Origin of the sequence: Lacihabitans sp. LS3-19 (assembly GCF_024343575.1) — a bacterium.
GTDB lineage: Bacteria > Bacteroidota > Bacteroidia > Cytophagales > Spirosomataceae > Leadbetterella.
The window spans coordinates 84,505-105,989 of record NZ_RJUA01000005.1 but is presented as its reverse complement, the minus strand read 5'-3'; the positions used below and the strand labels follow the sequence as shown (position 1 = coordinate 105,989).

Annotated in this window: 18 protein-coding genes; 9 read left to right on the top strand and 9 right to left on the bottom strand. The window is 33.9% G+C overall.

The genetic code is table 11. The annotated features are described in order from the left end of the window. The first annotated feature begins 164 nt into the window (after window positions 1–164). From EGI22_RS06795 to EGI22_RS06775, 5 genes are all read left to right on the top strand, one after another. The gene (locus EGI22_RS06795) at window positions 165–497 is read left to right on the top strand and encodes a transmembrane 220 family protein (protein WP_255067363.1); all 333 of its coding nucleotides are present in this window, start codon (window positions 165–167) and stop codon (window positions 495–497) included. Continuing rightward, window positions 494–1,681, top strand: a complete 1,188-nt coding sequence (locus tag EGI22_RS06790; RefSeq protein ID WP_255067362.1) for a nucleotidyltransferase family protein — start codon at window positions 494–496, stop codon at window positions 1,679–1,681. The genes EGI22_RS06795 and EGI22_RS06790 overlap by 4 nt, the downstream gene beginning before the upstream one ends. Window positions 1,682–1,685: 4 nt before the next feature. Continuing rightward, window positions 1,686–3,500 (top strand): excinuclease ABC subunit UvrC, encoded by a 1,815-nt coding sequence (uvrC, locus tag EGI22_RS06785; RefSeq protein WP_255067361.1) that lies wholly within the window; start codon window positions 1,686–1,688, stop codon window positions 3,498–3,500. Window positions 3,501–3,578: 78 nt separating this feature from the next. Beyond that, window positions 3,579–3,842, top strand: a complete 264-nt coding sequence (locus tag EGI22_RS06780) for a DUF6364 family protein (protein WP_255067360.1) — start codon at window positions 3,579–3,581, stop codon at window positions 3,840–3,842. Beyond that, a complete protein-coding gene (locus tag EGI22_RS06775) occupies window positions 3,839–4,255 on the top strand; it encodes a PIN domain-containing protein (RefSeq protein ID WP_255067359.1) in 417 nt (138 codons plus the stop codon). The genes EGI22_RS06780 and EGI22_RS06775 overlap by 4 nt, the downstream gene beginning before the upstream one ends. Before the next feature lie 139 nt (window positions 4,256–4,394). Here the strand turns inward: EGI22_RS06775 and EGI22_RS06770 are convergent, their stop codons facing one another. The 7 genes from EGI22_RS06770 to EGI22_RS06740 form a co-directional block, all read right to left on the bottom strand. Continuing rightward, window positions 4,395–5,567, bottom strand: a complete 1,173-nt coding sequence (locus EGI22_RS06770) for a glutathionylspermidine synthase family protein (RefSeq protein ID WP_255067358.1) — start codon at window positions 5,565–5,567, stop codon at window positions 4,395–4,397. After that, window positions 5,564–6,205 carry a hypothetical protein gene (locus tag EGI22_RS06765; protein ID WP_255067353.1) on the bottom strand — a complete coding sequence of 214 codons (642 nt, stop codon included), beginning with the start codon at window positions 6,203–6,205 and terminating at the stop codon, window positions 5,564–5,566. Before EGI22_RS06765 ends, EGI22_RS06770 begins: the two co-directional genes overlap by 4 nt. Before the next feature lie 259 nt (window positions 6,206–6,464). Further along, complete coding sequence (locus EGI22_RS06760) at window positions 6,465–7,565, bottom strand: VIT1/CCC1 transporter family protein (RefSeq protein ID WP_255067352.1); 1,101 nt, start codon at window positions 7,563–7,565, stop codon at window positions 6,465–6,467. Window positions 7,566–7,643: 78 nt separating this feature from the next. Further along, a complete protein-coding gene (locus EGI22_RS06755) occupies window positions 7,644–8,882 on the bottom strand; it encodes a DUF3999 family protein (protein WP_255067350.1) in 1,239 nt (412 codons plus the stop codon). Beyond that, on the bottom strand, window positions 8,872–11,184 hold the full coding sequence (locus EGI22_RS06750) for a DUF2339 domain-containing protein (protein WP_255067348.1): 2,313 nt from the start codon (window positions 11,182–11,184) through the stop codon (window positions 8,872–8,874). Before EGI22_RS06750 ends, EGI22_RS06755 begins: the two co-directional genes overlap by 11 nt. A 375-nt stretch (window positions 11,185–11,559) precedes the next feature. Next, window positions 11,560–11,754: a DUF2283 domain-containing protein gene (locus tag EGI22_RS06745; protein ID WP_255067346.1), complete on the bottom strand. Its 195-nt coding sequence runs from the start codon at window positions 11,752–11,754 to the stop codon at window positions 11,560–11,562. Window positions 11,755–11,938: 184 nt separating this feature from the next. Beyond that, window positions 11,939–14,209, bottom strand: a complete 2,271-nt coding sequence (locus tag EGI22_RS06740; protein WP_255067344.1) for an aconitate hydratase — start codon at window positions 14,207–14,209, stop codon at window positions 11,939–11,941. A 452-nt stretch (window positions 14,210–14,661) separates the two neighbouring features. Here EGI22_RS06740 and topA point away from each other — a divergent pair, with 452 nt between their 5' ends. The 4 genes from topA (at window position 14,662) to EGI22_RS06720 (ending at window position 19,806) form a co-directional block, all read left to right on the top strand. Then, window positions 14,662–17,133, top strand: coding sequence for a type I DNA topoisomerase (gene topA / locus EGI22_RS06735; RefSeq protein ID WP_255067342.1), 2,472 nt, complete (start codon window positions 14,662–14,664; stop codon window positions 17,131–17,133). 151 nt (window positions 17,134–17,284) lie between these two features. Further along, complete coding sequence (locus EGI22_RS06730) at window positions 17,285–17,992, top strand: NAD-dependent deacylase (RefSeq protein ID WP_255067337.1); 708 nt, start codon at window positions 17,285–17,287, stop codon at window positions 17,990–17,992. A gap of 331 nt (window positions 17,993–18,323) precedes the next feature. Further along, window positions 18,324–18,686 carry a hypothetical protein gene (locus EGI22_RS06725; RefSeq protein WP_255067335.1) on the top strand — a complete coding sequence of 121 codons (363 nt, stop codon included), beginning with the start codon at window positions 18,324–18,326 and terminating at the stop codon, window positions 18,684–18,686. 10 nt (window positions 18,687–18,696) lie between these two features. Then, window positions 18,697–19,806: a hypothetical protein gene (locus EGI22_RS06720; RefSeq protein ID WP_255067333.1), complete on the top strand. Its 1,110-nt coding sequence runs from the start codon at window positions 18,697–18,699 to the stop codon at window positions 19,804–19,806. A gap of 82 nt (window positions 19,807–19,888) precedes the next feature. On the opposite strand, the gene EGI22_RS06715 is transcribed toward EGI22_RS06720, so the two are convergent. After that, window positions 19,889–20,461, bottom strand: coding sequence for a 50S ribosomal protein L25 (locus tag EGI22_RS06715; RefSeq protein ID WP_255067331.1), 573 nt, complete (start codon window positions 20,459–20,461; stop codon window positions 19,889–19,891). Between the two features lie 2 nt (window positions 20,462–20,463). Next, a complete protein-coding gene (locus tag EGI22_RS06710) occupies window positions 20,464–21,414 on the bottom strand; it encodes a ribose-phosphate pyrophosphokinase (protein WP_255067325.1) in 951 nt (316 codons plus the stop codon). Window positions 21,415–21,485 lie beyond the last annotated feature (71 nt).

Here is a 21,485-nt window from a genome sequence, read left to right as displayed (position 1 = left end):
GATTCAGCAGGAGCTGGTAATTTGCCGCCACAAAAGTACGAAAATTCTTTGTGTAGGCAAGTATGAATACAAATATTTCTAAAAAACTTTTTAGCTTAAACAATATCCAAAAAACATAGGTATTTTTGTTAATATTAATTCATTGAATTTAATCATTTACGAAAATGAAATATGTGTATTATGTTCTAATGCTGATTTTTGTCTATTTTACTGCGGTTCAATATAACGATCCTGACCCTTGGCTTTGGATTCCGACCTATCTTTTTCCAATTTATTTGATTTATCAACGCTCTATCAATAAAATAGATGGAAAAACGCTTTTTCTTATAGGAATTCCATATTTGTTTTGGGCAATTAATCAATTTCCACCAGAGTGGGAGGGAGTTCTTTTAGACCAAATGGGAATGAAGACCTTGAATATTGAGCTTGGAAGAGAATCATTAGGTTTAGGCTTTACTACTTTGATATTGTGGACGTTGTCTTTAATTCGCAAATGAGTTTTAATTGCCAAAGTGTTTTATTAGAGCTAGTTAAGGTAGGTTTTCTTGAGAATGATTCTGAGAAATTAAAAAAAGAATTAGATAAGGTTGCAGATTGGAAGGAATTGGACAGGTTAATTATGTTTCATGCAATTAGGCCTGTCGCTGCTGAAGCTTTTAGGAAATTAGGGTTTTCAACATTAGACAATAAATATATACAAAGCTATTTAGAATATTCCCAGATTCAAACCTTTCAAAATCTAAGATATTCTAATTTTATTAAAGGTTTGTTAATTAAATTTGAAAAGGAAAAAATCAGAGTTTTACTTTACAAAGGCAATCTTTTCATTTTTGAATTTTTCCAAAACCGGCAATTAAGGGAGGGGGGTGATATTGATTTGCTATTCCATCCAGATGATATTTCTAAAGGACTTACGTTGTTATTAGATGAAGGTTTTAAGTGTGATATATATAACCCTATTTTTAGAAATTTAACTAAAAATGAGTTATTAGAAAAGATATTGATGTCTGAAGGGAAGTATGAAGTCCCATTAGAAAAAGACAGAATACATTTGGATATTCATTGGGAGCTAAATTCTGGTTTTTTGCCTTACAGCGTCAATTATTTAAGTTTTTTTAATTATTCCCAAAAGAAAGATTTTTACGGAGCTAATTTGAATTTACCTGATGCCGAGGCTATATTTTGGATGCTAATTTTACATCATGGAGGAAAAGAGTTTTGGGTAAAATACAAGCATTTTGTTGATTTAATCGCATTTATGAATACTTATGGGGAAATTTTAGATTGGTCAAAAATCTTAGAATCGGCTAAAGCCTTTAAATTATATAACATTACACTTTTAGGCTTTTATTTTTTGAAAAAACATTTTTCATTTTCTTTACCACAAATTATTGAAGATGCTATAGCAATGCATAAATTTAATAATATAGAAAAGATTGAAAAATATTGGACATTTGCCAAACCTTGGAATACTTTATTTCCTCGATTGAAATACGAACAAATTTTAGTTGCACAACAAGATGAAGGTTTTAGTAAGCTAAAATACTTTAAAAATATTTATAAGGAATATTCAAAACCCAATCCTTTGGAGCAAGGAAGAGTAATAAGTTTTCCAAATCGTTTTACTTTTTTGAATTTCTGTAGCAAAGTTTTAACCTATTTATTCAAAAAGTTGTTTTAGCAAAATGGCAGAAATTAAATTTGATTATAAAGAACTCATTACTCGGTTGCCTAATGAACCGGGCATTTATAAATATTTTGATGAGGAAGGCACAATAATTTATGTTGGAAAAGCTAAATATCTAAAAAACAGGGTTAGTAGTTATTTCTATAATTTTGATAGAGCCGATCGTAAAACCAAACGATTGGTTATGACCATTCATCGCTTGGAATATACGGTAGTTCCTACCGAATGGGATGCTCTTCTACTCGAGAATACACTTATTAAAGAACATCAACCCAAGTTTAATATTCTTTTAAGAGATGATAAAACCTATCCTTATGTATGTGTTACGAATGAGCGTTTTCCACGAGTAATCACAACTAGAAGAATAGAAGATAAGGCACGAGGCAAAATGTACGGACCTTATGTAAACGCCAAAGCGATGTATGCTTTGCTCGATATGTTTACTAGTCTTTTTACAATTCGGACTTGTAAATACAATCTGAGTGAAGAAAATGTTACACTGAAAAAATATAAAGTTTGCCTAGAATATCACATCGGTAATTGCAAAGGGCCATGCGAGAATCTCCAAGGGGAAGCCGAATATATGAAGGAAATAGACCAAGTTCATCAGATTTTGAAAGGTAATTTGGCTCCAGCAAAGAAATACTTCCAAGAAAGAATGTCAACTTCGGCCTCAAAAATGGCTTTTGAGGAAGCTCATCAATACAAACTGAAACTTGAGTTTCTGGAAAACTACCAATCAAAAGCTACGGTTGTTACCCCAACTATTCAAGACGCGGATGTTTTTACGATTCAATCTGATGAAACAGCAGGTTATGTAAATTATCTGAAAGTTGTAAACGGAACTATTATCCGTACACAAACATTGGAAGTAAAAAAACGATTAGAAGAAACCGACGAGGAGATTTTAGGAATTGTGATATTTGACCTAAGACATAAATATGAAAGTGAAGCAAAGGAAATCATTAGCAATATCAATCCAGACATAGATTTTAAGGCCAGTATAATTATTCCTCAAATTGGCGACAAAAAGAAATTAGTTGAAATGTCCTTACGAAATATTATGTATTTCCGTCATGATAAAGCTGAAAGAGATGCCGCGGCGGCAAGTGGAACTTCAAATAAACGCGATAGGGTTTTAATTAAACTAAAGCAAGATTTGCAGCTCAAAACACTTCCAAGGCATATAGAATGTTTTGATAATTCTAATATTCAAGGTACCAATCCTGTGTCGGCCATGGTTTGTTTTATGAATGGGCAACCTTCTACTAGAGATTACCGACATTATATTCCTAAAACGGTTGTTGGTCCTGATGATTTTGCTACTATGAATGAAGTAGTAGGCAGAAGATATGCTCGTTTGCTAGAAGAAAAGGCTGATTTGCCTGATTTGATAATTATAGACGGAGGCAAAGGTCAACTTTCTGCAGCATGTGATGCTCTTAAACAGTTGGGTATTTATGGACAAATTCCGATCATAGGAATTGCTAAGCGACTAGAAGAAATTTATTTTCCCGAAGATACCCTTCCAATCTACATTGATAAAAAATCCGAATCTTTGAAACTAATTCAAAGATGTAGAGACGAGGCTCACCGATTTGGAATAACGCACCACAGAAATAGAAGAAGTAAAAACTTCCTGATTAGTAGTTTGGAGTCAGCCCAAGGTATTGGTAAAACTACTGCAACGAAAGTTTTGAATCATTTCAAAAGCATCCCTAATATCAAAAATGCTCCCGAGGAAGAACTCATAGCCCTTTTAGGCAAGGATAAAGCTCGGAGAATTCGAGAGTTTTTGGAGAATGAAAGTTGAAAAAATATTTTATTTGAAAAATAATTGCAAATTTACGTATTGAATATTATTTTTGTACGTATAAGTGTAAAATAAGAAATGGATACCAAGATAACTTTAAGTTTTGACCAAAATGTGATTGAAAAAGCAAAAGATTTTGCGGCTTCTCAAGGCATGAGTTTGAGTAGGTTGACAGAGTTTCTATTTGAAAAAATCACTTCTTCGCCAAAGTCTTACGCTACTTTGGAGGATATTCCTATTGCTGACTTTATATATCAAGTGGCTGAGGAGCAGGCAGTTTATAAAACAAAAGCCAAAAGTTCAAAATCTTTGAAAGACGAATTTTATGAATCTCGCAAATGAATCTTTTCTTAGATGCTAACATTCTGGTGTCGGTATTGAACCATGAGATGCCAACTTTTACCTATGCGGCTCGTATTTTAAGTTTACCTCAATTCAATCCAAAGTTTAAGGTTTTTACATCTCCCATTTGCTTGGCTATTGCTTATTATTTTGCAGAAAAGAAATGCGGCAGTAAACGTGCAATCGAAAAAATGCAGATTCTTTCAAAACAAATTGAAATAGTTTCTATTGGAAATGAAGAAGTTAATAGCGTAAATCTTAACAAAAAAATCAATAATTACGAAGATGGTTTGCAATATTATGCAGCTCTAAATGCCAATTGCAATATCATAATTACGGAAAACATCAAAGATTTCTATTTCTCTGAAATCCCTGTATATTCTTCTAAAGATTTTATAATGAGTGTTTTGTAATTTTACTATTTGAACACTGATGACATAAATATTGAAATAAGACTGATTTGCTCTGAATTTTTATAGAGATAATTCTTACTCAATTTTTAGTAAAAGAGATTGTGAATTTCAAATATTTGTTTTTTTTCAATATCAATTCTTATTCTATCAAATGACCGCAGAATTGTGCTGTATTGTCTAGGATTTTGCCGCCTTTCCTAAATCCTAGTCCACAGGCTTCACCAACATAAAATACCCCAGCTTGATAATAATTGCCCTTTTCATCCATCGGGAATTCTATGAACTTTTGGTAGACTTTTGCTTGTTCAGCATATTCGCCTCCTGAAAATGTAATTGTTTCGTTATTTCCAGTTATTACTCTAACATTGGCTCCTTCACGGCCAAACATCACCTTTTCTATGCAGTTTTTGCCACTTATAGGGCTAGATTTTGTTTCTAATAAAAGTGGATGATTCGGAAACAAATCCCAAAGAACCTTCAATATTCCTTTGGACTGAAAAAGCAAAGTATATGCAGGATTAAGAACAATAGCTTTTTTGTCCAAGCAAATATCAGTGATTATTTTGCAAAGTTCTGGTTCGTCCCAAGCAATAAACTCCCAAGGAATCAATTTAAACCAATAATCGTATTTTATAAAGCTGCCATTATCAGGATTTTGCTTGAAAATGCCTTCAGATTTTGAAAAATCTACCTTTTCTATATTTTCGAAGTCAACTTCAAAACCAGCTTCTTTTGCGGCCTCTGCTAAAACCTCCATATTGGTGTCATCTTCTGGAAAACCAGACATAGTACTTATCAAAAGCGAAGGATGATATTCTGGATTTTCTTTTATCAGTGATTCAAAAGCAGCTACAAACGACTCATATAAAGTATTAAACTGTAAAGTTTCATTAAATCCGTTTGCTTTTAAGGATGCCCATTGAATTATTGCAGTTTCAGGTATACAAGTTGCCGTGTCTGCATTGAATTCTATAAGTTTAATTGGTTTTCCGTCTATTCCTCCGCCCAAATCAAATCTACCATATAAGTGCCATCCTTTATCGTTTTCCCAGCTGTATTTGATTAATGGAACTAAAATAGGAGGGATACCTAGTTCTTCATATATATCATTTTTGATAACATATTCTGCTGCTTTGATGAACATTTCATACAATTCGTTTGCGGCATCATAATAGGCTTCGGCGGTTTTTTCGTTTACAATAACCATGTCTTTTGTGACATACGGAAGTGTATCCTCACCTAACATCCATTTCCATCCTTCCTCTTTAAGAGTCTGAAAAGGGGAGTTTTCTAAGGTTTTTAACTTTATCATCCTCCAAATCCAGATCTACTTCTACTACCAAAAAAAACACTTCTACTTCCGCTCGGGCGTGCAGCTCTCGTTCTAGATTGATAAACACTTCTATTCACTGCTGTAGATTTAGCAAATGTCTCAGGATTGGAATAGTACTTTCCCATATCCGAGTTATTTTTAACGCCGCCTGATGGCGTATAATTATTACTTTGATCTCTAAAATCTGGTCTATAATAACCATAGTTTGGTCGAGACGTTCTGCCTAAAAAATAACCCAAACCACCATATAAAAGCACATTTGACAATCCATTATGATGGCCAACCCGCGTAGGATTGTGTGTGATTTCATCATCTATTAGGTCTTTTGCTTGGTCTTTTGTAAGTATTTCTTCATGCCCATCTAAATAGGTAACATAGGCTTTTGAGCTATCGGCCGGTACAATAATTTCTTCAGTGATTTTAAATTCTCCTTTTGAAATTTCTTTGATATAAGTTCTCACGCCTTGGTTGTAAACTTCAGATTGTTCATAATCGCCTTCAGTATTATTTGGCGAACATCCATAAATACCTGTGCCCAAAACCAACATTGCGAGTGAACCACTTACTGTTATATCTTTTACTTTTTTAAGAAACGTATTATTCTTTATTGGTGTCATTTAATGTTTTTTTATGTCAAATATTCAAAAACTAAAAAGCTTAACCTAAAATAATATGAAGAATCAAGGAAAAAGCTTTACAAATGGATAAAATGTCTTTTGGTTTAATTTTCTCCTTACAGAAAATGGATTAGACAGATTGCACACGGTTTTTTAATTTTTTTTTTACAAATTTGTGAATTTGTAAAATTTTAAATTTCACGAAATTGTTTATATAAAATCCATGTCAAATCAGTGTTCATCTGTGTTCCAATTAAAGTCAACCAGCTATAGAAACACCAATAAGTTTTCCTATCCCGAAAGTTATCGCAGCTGCCAAAAGGCCGAAAATCACCTGACGCATACCTGAATACCAAATGCTTTTGCCTGTAAATAAGGTAATTACACTTCCTATGAAGAATAATCCAATTGCACTAAAAGCAGCACTCAATAAAACTGCTTGCATGCCACCCAAAAAGAAAAATGGAATAACAGGCAAAATAGCTCCAATGGCAAACATCACAAAAGAAGAAATAGCTGCTTCCATAGCTGAGCCTTGCAAATCTTCGGCATTTATTCCAAGTTCCTCTTTTATCAATATTTCGTGGGCTTTTTCTTTGTCGAGCATGGTTTCTTTGGCCATTTCTTTGGCTTGCTCTTCAGATATTCCTTTGGTTTGAAATATTAAAGCTAGTTCTCTTTCTTCACCTTCAGGGTTGTTTTCCAGCTCATCCATTTCCAAATCCATTTGGTTTTCATAGAGTTCTTGCGAACTTTTCACCGAAATCCATTCTCCTAAAGCCATAGACAAAGCACCAGCCAAAAGTCCAGCCAAACCCGTCAAAAGCACCTCGCTTTGTCCATTCGTGGCACCAGCTATACCCATCACTAAACTAAAATTGGAGACCAAGCCATCATTGCCACCCAATACTGCAGCACGTAAGGCATTGCCTCCTACAGAACGGTGTTGTTTTTCAAACCTCGCCAAGTTTGATCCCGAAATGTCCTTATTGCCAACCAAAATATTTTTCAAAATAGCCACATGAGCTGTATCTGAAAGCGATTCAGTAGAATTGTGTTGTTTTCTGGCTTTTTTTACAGAATTGGCCACAGATTTTTCAGTATCTAACAAGACACCTAAAATGTAATCGTAACCAAAAGTTTTACCTATCAAATTTAAAAACTTGGCCCGACCGGATGGTTTGGGAAAAACAGAAGTGTCCATTTTGTTTTTCTCCATAAAAGCCAAAGCATGCGAATGCTCTATCTCGCTCATTTCTTTAAAAACCTTCGCTACATTCGGGTCTTCTTCGTGCTGAGCCAACACACCATACAAAAAACTCGCATCTACTTCTATTTGGATATTTTTTAGGCTTACCATGTTTTATGAATTTTAAGATTTAAAAAGATTTTTGGAACGGTACTAAATCTTTTCATAAAATTACAAAGGTTCATTTTCTTAAATACCTTTTTGTTGTTTTTCTTTCAGCATTTGTATAGAAAACCAAGCGACAACTAACAAAATGATAAATAATATGCACCAAATGAGATATTTTGAAAAATTAAAAGCGGTTTTGTTGGATTCTAATAACTGAAGATTTATTTCTTCTTTTCCCAATTCTGAATTTGAAATTTCAATTGGAATTTTGTCTGAAAAATTAATGAGATCATAGTTTGGCTTGCTAATTTTGGAATTTCCATAAACCAAATAATATTCTAAAGTTGGATCTTGGAAACGTGCAATAATGATGTTTTTTGGACCAAATAGTTCTATGTTTTTAATATTTAAAGCTTGATTGTCAGTATTATATATTGTTAATCTTATTTTTTTGCTTATTAAGGTTTCAAAGGAAACTACATTTTTTTTTAAAGAAGAAATAGAACCATTATACGCAGTTTGAAATATTTTTGAGGGATTTTGTTTTTTGTCATAATGTATTTCTTCATATTCAATGGTTATATTTCGCAGATAATCAACTGGCTTATCTAATTCTATTTTAAGAGAATTAATAGGAGATTTGAAATCTAATTCAGCCTCTATAATTGTTTGTTTCTTTAAAGAGTTTTGCTGTGTTTTTAGATTAATCACATTTGTTTTTTGAGTTTCATCAAATTTTTGGGAAAACTCATCATAAGTAGCCGAAATGAGGTTTGGCTGTACATTTGTCTTTATCTTAGTTCTATAATATCTGAATTTACTTTTGGCAAATTTAAGTTTTGAAAATTGAAAATTAGCCTCTTCATTTTTTAACCCAACCAAACGAATTTCTTCTAATATTTCAAACCAATTTATTAAATCGTCGCTTCCTTGAAAGTCTGCATTCCATTCAAAATTGGCATTTCCAAACTTCAAATTTATTTGATTTATCTCTTTTGGTTTTTTTGATTCGAGTGTAAAAAAATACTCGCCACCAGATTTAGATGTATTGATAATGTTGAAATTTACCGACTCATTTGGAGGGATTTTATTCGAAAACAAAAAGGGCATTTCTATTGTATCTTTTATGTTTTTAATACCAATTATCCGGATATCATTAAAATTACCTACAGTTTTTTCATGTATGTCGACAGGAAGGTCAATTTTTTGCCACTCATTTTCTATTCCCAATATTTTTCTTTTGTATTGGAACTGACTAAAAATTTGAAAACTAGCCAGGTAAACAGCTAGGAATATGCCAAAACTATAATTAATCTTCATCAAAAATTATGTGTTTGAATTTGTTGTACAAAAATGAAATTACCAAAAGTAAAATGCCTAAAGAAACAAATACAACGGTTTTTGCAATGGTACTCAAGTGCGAGATGTCATAAAAGAATAATTTTATTAGAGTAGCTCCAAAAAGTACGATAGCACCAAGCCTAAGGTGTCTCTTTTTCTTAATAATACCAATCGAAATTAAAACCAATGAATAAATTCCCCACAATATGCTCACACTTAGTTTAGTAGAGTTTGAAAAATTGAGAATCGAAAACCATGAGAGCGTTTCAAATGTAACGATTATTAAAATAGAAATATAAAGTATACCATCAAATAGAGTTTCATTTTTGATATTACTAAATTCGACTAAATCACTTTTTAGGTTTTTATAAACTGAAAAAATAGCCAAAGATAAAAAAGCAAAACCGATATATCTAATCAAGAAATTGGAGAATCCAATTGGGTAATATTGAGGATATGAAGGGTTAATGTAATTTTCTTTTAGAATATTTAATACATTAATGCCAGAGATAAGGAAATATAAAATGGCAATAAAACTTAAACCTAAAGCTACTTTTGCAAGCTTTTGGTTTTTAAATCTGATGAGGTTGAAAAATGTAAGAATACTTGCAAAAAGCAATGAATAACAGATAAGTGAAAAATCCATTAATCTTTTTATGTTATAATTGCTGATTTCCCTTTCAAAAAGTTGCTTGTCCTTAAGGATTATTATAGAATCTGAATACTGAATGTTGAAGAAATTAGTAATTTCTAAATGAAAAGTGATAAATAATGAACAAAGTAATATGCCTGGTATTAACAATTTGAAGGTTTTATTTATCTCAAAAGGCAGCTCGTTTTCATTCTTGGGTTTTGATAAATAATAAATAAGACCAAAACCCACACAAAAAAGTATAGAGGTTAAAAATGTGATATTCATAATTGGAGTTAGATTTTTTTCTTGAGAATTGTATAAATTGTAAGCATCAAACCAATCTAATAAAATACTCAAAAATGCTAAAACCATTAATGGATAGCTTATTTTTATATATATACTTATTTCTTTTTTTATTCCAAACCAAAATAAAACGACAGCCTCTATCAGCCAAAGTAATGTAACCCAATTGCCATCTAATTGAACTGGAACAGCAATCGTAATAAATACAAACACTAATGCTAAAATGAGATGAAAAAGTTTAAATTCAGATTCTTTTTGTTTTTCTATGATTTTAGAAACTATAAAATGTGCTAGAGCATTTAATGCCGTAAATATTCCTAAATATTCTTCTCCGCTTTTTGAAGTGCTAAGTATACCATAACCTAAACCATAATAAATAAATGAATTAATAAGAATCAAAGCAACATCCAAAATTTCGAATCTTTCTTTTAGCAAAAGTTTATTTGCCAAAAAAGCCACATAAAAAATAGCGTAGAATATAAAACTAAAGCCTAATGCTAAATAGAAATGATTGTCTTCTTTATAATCCGAATTAAACCAAAAAATGAATATCAACCAAGTAAATGTAAATGCTGAATAAAATAGTATTTTCCATGATTTTTTGAAGGCTAAAAATAGGATTCCGAGATTTATTAGACATATATATGAAAACAAAATGTCAACTCTTCCAGAGCCATTACTTAATAAAAATGGAACGGTGTATGCTCCCACAAGTCCAATTAAAGCTATTATTTGCCTATTATAATTTAAAGAGGCAATTATACCGAAAATTGTAAAAACAACCATTAGTAGAAATGCAATGGTTTGAGGGAATAAACCATAAAAACTATATGCTGCAAAAGTCATTAAATATAATATTGCAATAGAGCCACTTACCAATACAGCACTGAAGTTTTCGTATTTGGCTTTCAGCTTAATGCCAAAACCCAACAAACCCAAACCCATTATATATCCAAGAATTATTCTAGTTGTAGGACTAATTAAATCATGATCTATTGAATATTTGGCACCTATTGATACGCCTATTACAGTAAATAATATGCCTATTTTATTGATTAAGTTTTCACCAATGAACTTTTCAAGGTTGTTTTTTACACTAGGTATTAGTTTTTCTGTAATGCTTTCTTTTTCAACTATTTGGTTTTCAACCAAAATTTTATCAGTATTTTTAGAAACAACTACGCCAGGAGTAATTTCAATTATCTCTTCTTTTACTGTTTCCTTATTTTTCTGAGATTCACTAAACTCATTTCTAAGCTTTTCAATTTCAAAATTTATCTTTGAGTTTACTGCCGAAATTTTCTCTAATTTTTCGAGAAATTGGTCTATTTTGTCTTTATCCATGGGGTTAGTATACTTTTTACGGATTTTTATTGCCGATTTACTTTATAAAGGTAAAAATGGTATTATTAAAATCTAAAATTATGCGATTTTTTTAGATATTTTAGGAAAGCCAATTATGATGCCATTGTTTTCGCAAAAAATAAACTTTAGAATGTATCCTTTTATTTAAAATGGAGATTGTTTTTTGTTAAAGCTCAAACTAATTTTTATTGAAATATTATTTCTTGGAATTGACAACAAAAAAATCCCCAGCCTCGCAGCCAAGGATTCTCCTTAAATCCAAAATCCAGAAATATTACTTTCCAGCTTCCATTACAATGATATTCAATGCCGCCCCAGCTTTGAACCAGTTGATTTGTTTTTTAACCCTAAAAATCAAGCCAATTCGTATTCAACGATATTTGGTTTTGAAGATGATTTAGAAGCATCCAAAACTTCTATCCCGACCAGTTGTCCGTCAACGGAGTAATCTAATATAACCCCTTCTTTTTCCATATTAGACTCAACTACAGGTAAACTGCTTAATTTGATATACAAAATATCTGTTTCCTTATCATATTTTATTTTCATATTTAATACTCATTTTTGATTGTCTTAGAAAAAAAATAATCATGTTAGAAATGTTAAATGAAATTACGGAAACAGATTATATAAATTTCACTCTTTATTAAAAATAATATTTAAGGTTTACCTCCACAAAAAAAATCCCCAGCCACAACAGCCAGGGATTCTCAACAAAACTAATCCAGAAATATTACTTTCCAGCTTCCATTGCAATGATATTCAATGCCGCCCCAGCTTTGAACCAGCCGATTTGAGCATCGTTATAAGTATGATTAACAACTATTTCGTCTTTTGTTCCATCAGAGTGGTTAGCTACCACAGTCAACGATTTACCTGGAGCGAAAGAAGTCAAACCAACAATATCTAAACTATCATCTTCTTTGATTTTGTCATAATCCGCAGGATTTGCAAATGTCAAAGCCAACATTCCTTGTTTTTTTAGGTTGGTTTCATGAATACGAGCGAAAGATTTCACCAGGATAGCTCTTACGCCCAAATGACGTGGCTCCATAGCTGCGTGCTCTCTTGAAGAACCCTCGCCATAGTTTTCGTCACCAACAACTATTGAACCCACTCCAGCAGCTTTATAAGCTCTTTGCACGGCTGGTACTTCGCCATATTCGCCTGTCAACTGGTTTTTTACTTTGTTGGTTGAGTCATTTGCAAAGTTTACAGCCCCAATCAAAAGGTTATTAGAAATGTTGTCCAAGTGACCACGGTATTTCAACCAAGGACCCGCCATAGAGATATGGTCAGTAGTACATTTTCCTTTTGCTTTTATTAATAATTTCAGGCCTTTCAAGTCCGTTCCTTCCCATTTAGCAAATGGGTCTAAAAGCTGCAATCTGTCTGATTTTGGACTAACTTTTACTTTTACATTTTTACCACTACGAGCAGGTTTTTGATAGCCAGCATCCAAGACATCAAATCCCATTGGCGGCAATTCTATTCCCAAAGGTGGATCCAATCTAACTTGTTCGCCTTTTTCGTTAGTTAGCGTATCTTTGGCAGGGTTGAAAGTTAAGTCGCCAGCAATCGCAAACGCTGTAACAATCTCAGGAGAAGCTACAAAAGCATGGGTATTTGGGTTTCCGTCGGCTCTTTTAGCAAAGTTACGGTTAAACGAAGTGATGATAGAGTTCCTTTCGCCTTTCTCAGCTCCATGACGGGCCCATTGGCCGATACATGGTCCACAAGCATTAGCCAAAACTACACCGCCAATTTTTCCAAAAGTAGCCAAAAGACCATCTCTTTCTGCAGTGAATCTTACCAATTCAGAACCTGGCGTGATAGTGTATTCTGCTTTTGCTTTAATGTGCTTCTCAGCTGCTTGGTTTGCTATTGAAGCAGCTCTTGTCATGTCTTCGTAAGAAGAGTTGGTACAAGAACCAATCAAGCCTACGTCTAATTTAGCTGGCCAGTTGTTTTTCTTAACCGCCGCAGCAAATTTAGAAAGTGGCCAAGCCAAATCTGGTGTGAAAGGGCCATTGATTCTTGGCTCTAATTTAGATAAATTGATTTCTATCACTTCATCATAATATGCAGAAGGATTATCAATACATTCTTGGTCAGGTCTTAAATATTCTTTGATTCTACCAGCAGCTATTGCCACATTTCTACGGCCAGTTGCAGTTAGATATTTTGCTATTTTCTTATCAAACCCAAAAACCGAAGTTGTAGCACCAATCTCTGCACCCATGTTACAAATAGTACCTTTTCCAGTAGCTGAAAGTTTGTCAGCACCTGTACCGAAATACTCTACAATAGCACCCGTACCACCTTTTACGGTTAGTCTACCAGCTACTTCTAGAATCACATCTTTTGCAGAAGCCCAACCTTTTAATGAACCAGTAAGTTTAATTCCAATTAGTTTTGGCATTTTAAGTTCCCAAGGCAAACCAGCCATTACGTCGCAAGCATCAGCTCCACCAACACCGATGGCTATCATTCCCAATCCACCTGCATTAGGTGTATGTGAGTCAGTACCTATCATCATTCCACCAGGAAACGAGTAGTTTTCTAAAACCACTTGGTGAATTATACCAGCACCAGGTTTCCAGAAACCCAAACCGTATTTATTAGAAACCGACGAAAGGAAATCATAAACTTCTTTATTTGATTCGTTTGCAGTTTTCAAATCCTCCGTTGCACCAATTTTGGCTTGAATCAAGTGGTCACAGTGCACAGTTGAAGGCACAGCAACTTTGTCTTTTTGAGCTTGCATAAATTGCAAAAGAGCCATTTGGGCAGTTGCGTCTTGCATAGCAACTCTGTCCGGAGCAAAATCTACGTAATCTTTAGATCTATCAAACGCTTTGGCAGGAAGATTGTCCCAAAGGTGAGAATATAAAATCTTTTCAGCCAATGTCATAGGTCTGCCCAATAACTTTTTAGCTGCTTCTACTCTTTCAGGCATTTTGGCATATACTGCCTTTATCATGTCCAAATCAAATACTTTCATCAGGATAAATATTTAAAATTCAATTATATTTTCTCAAAAATACAAAATTCATTTCAAAATAGAAATAGGATTTTTTTTATTTTACACGTCGAAATATTTAGTATTAGGCGTGTAGTTTTATTAAGTATTTAAAAATTAATTAGATACAGACCAAAATATTGATTTTTATTAGAAATTATTTTTTCAAAAAAGAGGAAAACTTTCGAGTTTGTATGGTTTTTTTTTCAAATGAAAAATAGAATTGTATAGTCAAATGGTAATATTTCAAGAAAATTATATTTGAATATTTACTTAATTGCTTCTTTTAGAATTAATATTTTAATGTTAAAAATTGATGATTTTCTTACAGTTTTTGAATGTCTAATTTTGGTTTTTATAAAAAAATTTTCTTTTAATGGCTTTATTGTAGTTATTTTGCCAATGAAAGTCCTTATTTATTACAAATATTATATATGTCAAAAAATCTCGTAATTGTTGAGTCCCCAGCTAAAGCTAAAACCATAGAAGGTTATTTGGGAAGTGATTTTATCGTAAAATCGAGTTTTGGACATATTCGTGACCTTCCAGATAAAGAGCTTGGTGTAGATGTAGATAAAGAGTTTGAACCTACTTATCAAATTTCGACAGATAAAGTTAAGGTGGTAAATGAACTTAAAAAATTAGCTAAAGATAAAGTAGTTTGGTTAGCAACCGATGATGACCGCGAGGGGGAGGCTATATCTTGGCATTTAAAAGAAGCATTGGGTCTTGATGATGATACAAAGCGAATTGTTTTCCGTGAGATAACGAAAACTGCGATAAATAAAGCTATCGAGATACCACGCACTATAGATATTGATTTGGTCAATGCCCAACAAGCAAGACGTATTTTAGATAGATTGGTTGGTTTTCAGTTGTCACCAGTATTATGGAAAAAAATCCGTGCAGGAGATAGAAAAAACCTTTCTGCAGGTAGAGTTCAGTCTGTCACTGTTCGTATAGTTGTAGAAAGGGAAAGAGAAATTGAAAGCTTTAATTCTAAATCATCTTTTAAGGTAGTTGCTCAGTTTTTGGTAGAAAAAAACAAAGTGTTGACTGCCGAATTATCTAAGAACTTTGAAAAAGAAGAAGAAGCCGAAAAATTCTTGAAGGATTGTTTACCAGCGGTTTATGCCATAGCTGGATTGGAGGTAAAACCTACCACAAAAAGTCCCGCGGCACCTTTTACTACTTCAACTCTTCAGCAAGAGGCTTCTAGAAAACTGGGTTTTTCTGTTCTTCAAACAATGACTTTGGCACAAAAACTTTACGAATCTGGTAAGATAACTTATATGCGTACTGACTCTACTAGTCTGTCTGCTGAAGCGATGGAAAATGCTAAAAATCAGATCGTTAATGCTTACGGAGAGAAGTTTTCTAAAGCGAGAGTTTTCAAAACAAAAGATAAATCTGCTCAAGAAGCCCACGAAGCTATAAGACCAACGGACTTTGCCGTAAACGAAGCAGGAGCCGAAAGAAACGAGAAAAGATTATATGATTTGATATGGAAACGTGCCATAGCTTCTCAAATGGCAGATGCCATAATCGAGCGAACTATCGCCAAAATCTCGATTTCAACTAGACCCGAAGAATTAACAGCTTCAGGTGAAGTGATTAAATTTGAAGGTTTCCTTAAAGTATATCTTGAATCTTCTGACGATGAAGACGAAGAGAACAAAGATATGTTACCGCCGCTTTCGGTTGGTCAGGCTTTGAATCTTATCCAAATGAGAGGAACTGAAAGATTTACAAGACCACCTGCAAGATATACTGAGGCAAGTTTGGTAAAGAAATTGGAAGAATTAGGAATAGGTAGACCATCTACTTATGCTCCAACCATCTCGACCGTAATCAGAAGAGAATATGTGGTAAAAGAAGATCGCCCTGGTCAACAAAGAGAATATAAGGAGTTTCTTTTGAAAGACAATGAAGTTAAAAGTTCTGTAGGAACTGAGAATTTTGGTACAGAGAAATCTAAATTGTTTCCTACTAACCTTGGCATCATAGTAAATGATTATTTGGTTGAAAACTTTGAAGATGTTTTAAACTATAAGTTTACGGCAAAAGTTGAGAATGAATTTGACGAAGTAGCCGAAGGCAAGGTTTCTTGGCAAAAAATGATTGGGAATTTTTACAATGATTTTCATGCTAAAATAGAAGAAGCAACAGGTGAAAACGGAGCAAAAGCCGCAGGTTCGTATGAATTAGGTGTAGATCCAGATTCAGGGAAAAAGGTTTTTGCAAAGATTGGTAGATTTGGTCCATATTTGCAAGTAGGTGAGGCTACTGACGAAGATAAACCAGCATTTGTTTCTATCAAAAAAGGCACAATAATTTCTAGTATAACTTTTGAAGAAGCCTTGGCCATACTTCAAGGACCTAAATTGCCTTTAGAGTTGGGTTTGTATGAAGGTAATGCTATTGTGGTAAACGAAGGACGCTATGGTCCATATATATTATATAACGGTAAGTATTATAATTTAGAAAAAACAGAGGATCCTTTGGCTGTAACGAAAGAAAGAGCTATCGAAATAATCGCAGCTAAAATGAGCGGGGCCGATAACTCTTTGCCTAGAGATATGGCTGATTTTGATGGATTGCCTGTAATTATTAATAAAGGTCGTTTTGGCCCTTATATCAAACATGGCACAGTTTATTATAATATAGGCAAAACCGAAGATCCTTTAACAATCGACGATAAAAGGGTTGGAGAAATAATAGTTGAACAAAAAGAGGCCGCTGCAAAAAAGATAATTAGGGAGTTTCCCGAAAACGACAAAGTGAAGGTTTTGAATGGACGATATGGTCCTTATATTCAGGTTGGGAAAAGGAATGTGAAGATACCGAAAGGAACTGTTCCTGAGGAACTTACGCTCGAAGATTGCCTCAAACTAGCAGAAGGATAAATCGAAAAGATAAATTTTTAAAGCACTGATTTTCAGTGCTTTTTTTATGAGCTTTAATTTGTAAATAAAAACTAATTTATATTTTTACAGTGTAAATTGTTGGTTAGCTTGATTAAAAAGGCTTGGTAATAATTCAGCCTTATATAAGAATATGAAAAAGAAATTGGTGGTATTGACAGGTGCTGGCATGAGTGCCGAAAGTGGATTGAAGACTTTTAGAGACATGGGCGGTCTTTGGGAAAATTATGCGATTGAAGAAGTGGCCACGCCTGAAGGTTGGAAAAGAAATCCACAATTGGTTTTAGATTTTTATAATGAACGAAGAAAGCAAGCATTTGAAGCAAAACCTAACAGAGGTCACGAGATTTTAGCGGAGTTAGAGGAGCATTTTGATGTTAGAATAATCACCCAAAACGTGGATGGATTACATGAAAAAGCTGGTTCTAGTAATGTTTTACATTTGCATGGAGAATTGTCAAAAGTCAGAAGTGAAAAGACGGAGAGTTTGGTTTTTGATATAGGAGATAAGGCAATCCAACTTGGAGAAATTGCAGAAGATGGAAGCCAATTGAGACCACATATAGTGTGGTTTGGTGAAATGGTTCCTTTGATAAAAACAGCAGCTGACTTATGTTTAAATGCAGATATTTTTATAGTTATAGGTACAAGTTTACAAGTTTATCCTGCCGCTGGTTTAATAGGCTATGTAGAAATTGATGTTCCAAAATTTGTTGTAGATCCGTCAACGCCGAACTATTCTTTTAATACAAAAAATGTTGAATTTATTCAAAAAACAGCTGTGGAAGGTATGGAGGAATTGAAACCGCGGTTGGTGAATCTCTGTAACTTTGTCTGTTAGTATTTCTTCAAATAAAAACTAAATTCAAAATTTCATTCGTTTTAATCACAAAATCATCCCAAAAAATTATCCAACGGTACAACGAAAATACCTGTTTTTCAAATCAAGTATTTTTACCCACAACATTCCTTTTATTTGATTTCACTTTTGTGATGTCAATTCAATCAGGCCATTAATTGTCAATTGTTCTAAAGTAAGTTCCTTTCATAAATCTCCGTTTGCATGCCCCATTAGATGGGTCATTTTATAATTGAGTTGAATTGAGGTATTTTTTGAGTGATTTGATTGAGTTCGACAGTTATCTAAATTTTTTAAAATTTAACTTATTGAAATGAACAAGCATTCTATTACAATCACAAGCATTACGTGTCATGGCACCTCAGAGTCGGGTCATGACGAAGTCTATTTAATTTGCCAAAGCGACGCTGGACTTCCTATAAGAATTCCGGCAAGTATTAATACAAATCATCCTATGGAAAAAGGTGATACGTGGTCCATAAATCAAACCCTAAATTACGATTACGAAGTATTAGTAACCCTATGGGATGAGGATTTGAGCTACGACCCGAATTTGGCAACTTATCTCCAAAGTATTGATTTTGCAGCGGGAACATTAGGTCTAGGGTCAGGAGTTATTCAATTGACCAACAGAAATGGGGCAAATTATTCAGTTTCTTACAATCTTCTTAAATAAACTTACAGTCATGAACAATCAAATAAGTGTAGAATTATCTCCTTATGCCGAAGTGGTACAAGGATTTAAAAAAGGAACTATGAAATCAAGTAAAGTTGAGATTTCGGAAAGTAAGAAAAAGATTTTTGAGGAGGCAGCGAAAGCTTGGAAAGAATATTTAGCAACTCCCGAAGGAAAAGTGCTCGAAACAGATATAAGTAAGTCAGACCTTAATGGGGTAAGGCAAAAGATCAGTGGAATTTTGAATAGCGGAGCATTTAAACTTTTAAAAGAGCTATTGGAGCAGACTGGCTTGGATGCTGGAAGTTTTTCAATAGGTTTAAATATTGAGGCTGAATTAATTATTGGTATTGCCGCAACGATTGGTTTAGCCATAGGTGTTGGTGACAACAAAGGTTTGGCTTCTTCTGAGTTTATAACGGTCGCGTTGGACGAAGGCATCGATGAAGGTGCTTTGGTTGGGGTTCAGTTTGGTTTATGGACCAATTCCCCCTCATGCCTAGGTGGTTACGCATGGGCAACCGAAGCTGATGGTGGAGTTGTGGGTGAACTTGCTGGCAAAATAGTATATAAAGGTGAGGATGATGACGATTTATTAGGAGTTACAGTAGAAGTTGGCATAGGTGAAGAGGACGGAATTGACGAACAGGAATGTTATACCTTTATTATTGGCTCACAATCAGGAGCTGGAGATGGTTTTCTGAAGCCAGCATATCAACCTGTAAAGAGTAATTTTTTGATAATAAAAAGTGTGACTTGTAATAATACACAATCAGATGGGGTTGGTAATGCCAATGAGGTTTATTTTAAATTTCAGGCTGATGGAGAAGGTAAAAGCTATTATTACCCCACCTATGATTATATGTCCATGCAGGATGGAGATGTTTGGTATTGTGGCCGCTCGGTGTGGTTTAATTCAAGTGTTCAAGTGGGTTTATTCGATTCAGATTCAATAGGAAATGATTCAGACCCAATTGGGAATTTTACTATTAACTTGTCAAATCTTACCTTGAATAGCATTAAAACATTTACAAGCACTGTCAATTATAATAGTGGGTTGGATCATGTTGATTACACCATTCAGGTGGAATTGGTAGCAACTAACGTATCGAGTAGGTAAAGTATAACAAGGAATTCGAACAAAAACCAAAAAAAAGAGCTCCTTATTGGAGCTCTTTCTATATTTCTAAGCAATAAATAACTTAAGAAGCCGCTGTCAATGTACCTCTCAATGCACGAGGTATAGTTACACTAGCTACAGGATTTGCCTCAGAATCAAGAATTGTTAATTCAGGAAGCACTATCGCTTTTACTTTAATTGCTTTTCCTAGACCAAGATTTGTAACATCTAAGTTTACAAAGTTTGGAATAGCCTTAGCTGGTCCTTTTACTCTAAGTTTTCTCATAGTTTGAACCAACTTACCTCCTTGCTTAGCACCAATTGCCACACCTGTCAATTTGATAGGAATGTAGGTAGTGATTACTTTATCTGGAGTGATTTCTAATAAATCCACATGAACCAAAAGGTCATTTACTGGGTGGAATTGCTTGTCTTGAAGAATAGCAGTGTATTCTTTGCCATCAATCGTCAGTTTCACTTCATAAGCTTCTGTAGTGAAAATTAATGGACGGAATAAATAAGCAGGAGCATAAAAAGAAATTTGCTCTTCTCCGCCATACAGAATACCAGGAACCATGCCTTCAGCACGAAGTTCTTGAGCAGACTGACGACCGAGATTCGCTCTTTTAAACCCTACAATCTCAGTTACTTTCATAATTAAAATGTAATTTGATGTTGATAATTTATAAATAATGAACTAATAGAACCATTGTCTCTGATTCTTCCGATAGCGTGTGCAAAAAGTTCTGCTACCGAAATCACCTTAATTTTTTCATTGTCTTGTCTTAGCGGAATGGAGTCCGAAACAATGACCTCTTCAAACACCGAATTTGTGATGTTTTCATGAGCTTTGTGCGAAAGAACAGCATGCGTACATATTGCTCTTACCGATTTTGCACCTTTTTCCATAATTAACTCTGCAGCTTTGCATATCGTTCCACCTGTGTCAATCATGTCATCAACTAATACAACGTTAGCGTCTGTTACATCGCCAATAAGTTGCATCGCTGATATCTCGTTTGCTTTTTTTCTTTGCTTGTCGCATATCACGATATCTGCATCAAAATAACTTGCAAACTTTCTTACTCTAGATACGCCACCCACATCAGGTGAGGCAAAAATAAGGTTTGAAATATTTTTGGTTTTCAGATAAGGAACAAAAACTGATGTGCCTTCTAAATGATCAACCGGAATATCAAAAAATCCTTGTATCTGGCCAGCGTGCAAATCTAAAGTCATAATCCTGTCTGCACCAGCAGCCCTCAACATATTTGCAACCAATTTAGCCCCTATAGCTACTCTTGGCCTATCTTTTCTGTCTTGCCTTGCGTATCCATAATATGGTATAACTGCCACTACATAATGTGCCGAAGCTCTTCTAGCTGCGTCAATCATGAGCAATAATTCCATTAAATTGTCAGCATTTGGAAACGTTGCCTGACAAAGAAATACATCGCAACCTCTTACTGATTCATCATAATTGACAGATATTTCACTATCAGCAAATCGCTGGATTGAGATCTTTCCAAGTTCTTTTCCGTAATAATAAGCTACTTTACTCGCTAGGTATTGGGAATTGGTGCCTGAGAATATTTTTACTTCTGCCATTTTGTTTTATTTCTCCGAAAAGTTCCGCAAAAGTACAAAAAAATCTTTCTCCAACATATTAAATTTCAAAA